This is a genomic window from Corynebacterium sp. 212_CJEI (assembly GCF_001055915.1).
Classification (GTDB): domain Bacteria; phylum Actinomycetota; class Actinomycetes; order Mycobacteriales; family Mycobacteriaceae; genus Corynebacterium; species Corynebacterium jeikeium_D.
On record NZ_JVPT01000008.1, the window covers coordinates 1 to 1,793 of the forward strand.

2 protein-coding genes are annotated in these 1,793 nt (G+C 57.8%); both read left to right on the top strand.

The window, feature by feature from the left end; all coding sequences use genetic code 11:
* Positions 1-114 precede the first annotated feature (114 nt).
* Positions 115-894 carry a tRNA threonylcarbamoyladenosine dehydratase gene (locus tag ADB02_RS00895; RefSeq protein WP_048735404.1) on the top strand — a complete coding sequence of 260 codons (780 nt, stop codon included), beginning with the start codon at positions 115-117 and terminating at the stop codon, positions 892-894.
* The gene (locus ADB02_RS00900; RefSeq protein WP_241482131.1) at positions 891-1,676 is read left to right on the top strand and encodes a TatD family hydrolase; all 786 of its coding nucleotides are present in this window, start codon (positions 891-893) and stop codon (positions 1,674-1,676) included. The genes ADB02_RS00895 and ADB02_RS00900 overlap by 4 nt, the downstream gene beginning before the upstream one ends.
* Positions 1,677-1,793 lie beyond the last annotated feature (117 nt).

Consider the following 1,793-nt stretch of genomic DNA (forward strand, 5'->3'; position numbering starts at 1 on the left):
TCACGGCGGTAACACGGGTTCAAATCCCGTACGGGGTACAAAGTTACTCCCCAGTCAGTCGGCTGGGGAGTTTTTGTTTTTTAAGAATCGAGGCGACTATGACCAGGGGCGACTATGACCAGTGAACGTTTCGCACGACTGAAGCTTCTCCTAGGGGAGGAGGGGCTAGAAACGTTAGCTGAATCTACCGTCATGGTTGTCGGACTCGGAGGCGTGGGGTCGAGTTGTGCCGAAGCTCTTGCCCGAGGCGGCGTGGGCAACCTCATCTTGATCGACGGTGATGTCGTGGAGCCGAGCAATCTCAACCGTCAGGCGCTGGCTTTTGTCTCCACGATTGGCCGGGTCAAAGCCGAGGTCATGGAGGCGATGGTTGCCGATATCAACCCGGATTGTACGACCTATGCCCGCCAGATTTTTCTCACACGCGAAAACCTGGCGGAGACCTTCGAGCAGTTCCCGCGTCCGGATTACATCATCGACGCTATCGACGATGTCACCGGCAAGATTGAGATCGCGCAGTGGTGCGCGGAAAATCGTGTCCACCTCATTTCCGCTATGGGCGGCGGAAATAAGCTCGACCCAGCTCGGCTGACCTTCTCGAAAATCAATAAGACAAAGGTCTGTCCGCTGGCGAAGGTCGTCCGTCAGGTGTGTATCCGCCGACGCATTCGCGGTCTTGAGGTGCTGTACTCATCCGAAGAGCCAGTGAGAATTGCGGACAAGGGCAGCGGTACCAAGGCGGAAACCCTCGGTACCATGAGCTACATACCGCCAATCATGGGGCAGATGCTGGCCGGAAAGGTCATTCGCCGTCTGCTCGGGTTCGAGGAAACCCCGCTGGCCCCGCGCATCGGCGGTCCGGCCGACGAAAACCAGCCACCAACGGAAAAATGATGCGGCTCATCGATACCCACTTTCACTACGATTTCCTGCCACCGGCTTCGCGCGAGTGCTTCAAAGCCGATATTGCGCAGGAAGGCGTGGAGATCATCGCGCAGACAGTCCGCCCCTCCGGATTTGTCGAGCTAGAGCGCGAAAATCTCCCCATGGCCGCAGTCGGCTATCACCCGTGGTATATCGACGGCAACTACGAGCGCGAGCTTGAGATATTTCGCGAGGCCCTTCCACACACCCGTTTCGTCGGTGAGATTGGCTTGGACTTCGCGCCCCGCAGGCTTGACGACGTTCCCGCCGAGACTCAAATCCATGTCCTCACCGGCATCCTCGATGCTGTCCAAGCTTCGAGCCAGCCGCATATCCTGTCCATTCACACAGTCCGCAGCGCCGATACGGTGCTTGATCTGCTGGAACCACGCTTGGACTCCGGCAAAGGGGTAGGGCTCGGTCAGAATCTCGTGCCCATCTTTCACCGTTTCGGTGGCACCAACGATGAGCTGACCAGGCTTATCCGAGCCGGTGGCTACATCTCCGTCAATCCGCTCATGTTGCGGACCAAACGCGGACGGGCCTATGTGTCGCAGGTGCCCGTCGATAGGCTTTTGCTGGAAACTGACCTTCCGCGCGAGCCCGGAAGCGGTGATGCGGCGGAGGCGGTCTCTGCCGAGGTCATCGCCGCGTTGCGGGACACTGTCGCCGAAGTTGCGACTTTGCGAAGAATGGATGAAGCGGAGCTTAAAAACGCATTGGCAGAAAATGCGGAAACACTTGGAATTTAGTGCTTTGACCTGGTGATTTGCAGTTACTATCCACGTCTAGTGTATTGTTTAACAAGTCCGCAGCGCGCGGATGAAAGTTCTAAGCCCCGTTCGTCTAGCGGCCTAGGACGCCGCCCT

Bases quoted from the DNA above. Each gene is read 5' to 3' on its own strand.
- ADB02_RS00895 (WP_048735404.1), top strand. From the start codon at position 115: ATGACCAGTGAACGTTTCGCACGACTGAAGCTTCTCCTAGGGGAGGAG.
- ADB02_RS00900 (WP_241482131.1), top strand. From the start codon at position 891: ATGATGCGGCTCATCGATACCCACTTTCACTACGATTTCCTGCCACCG.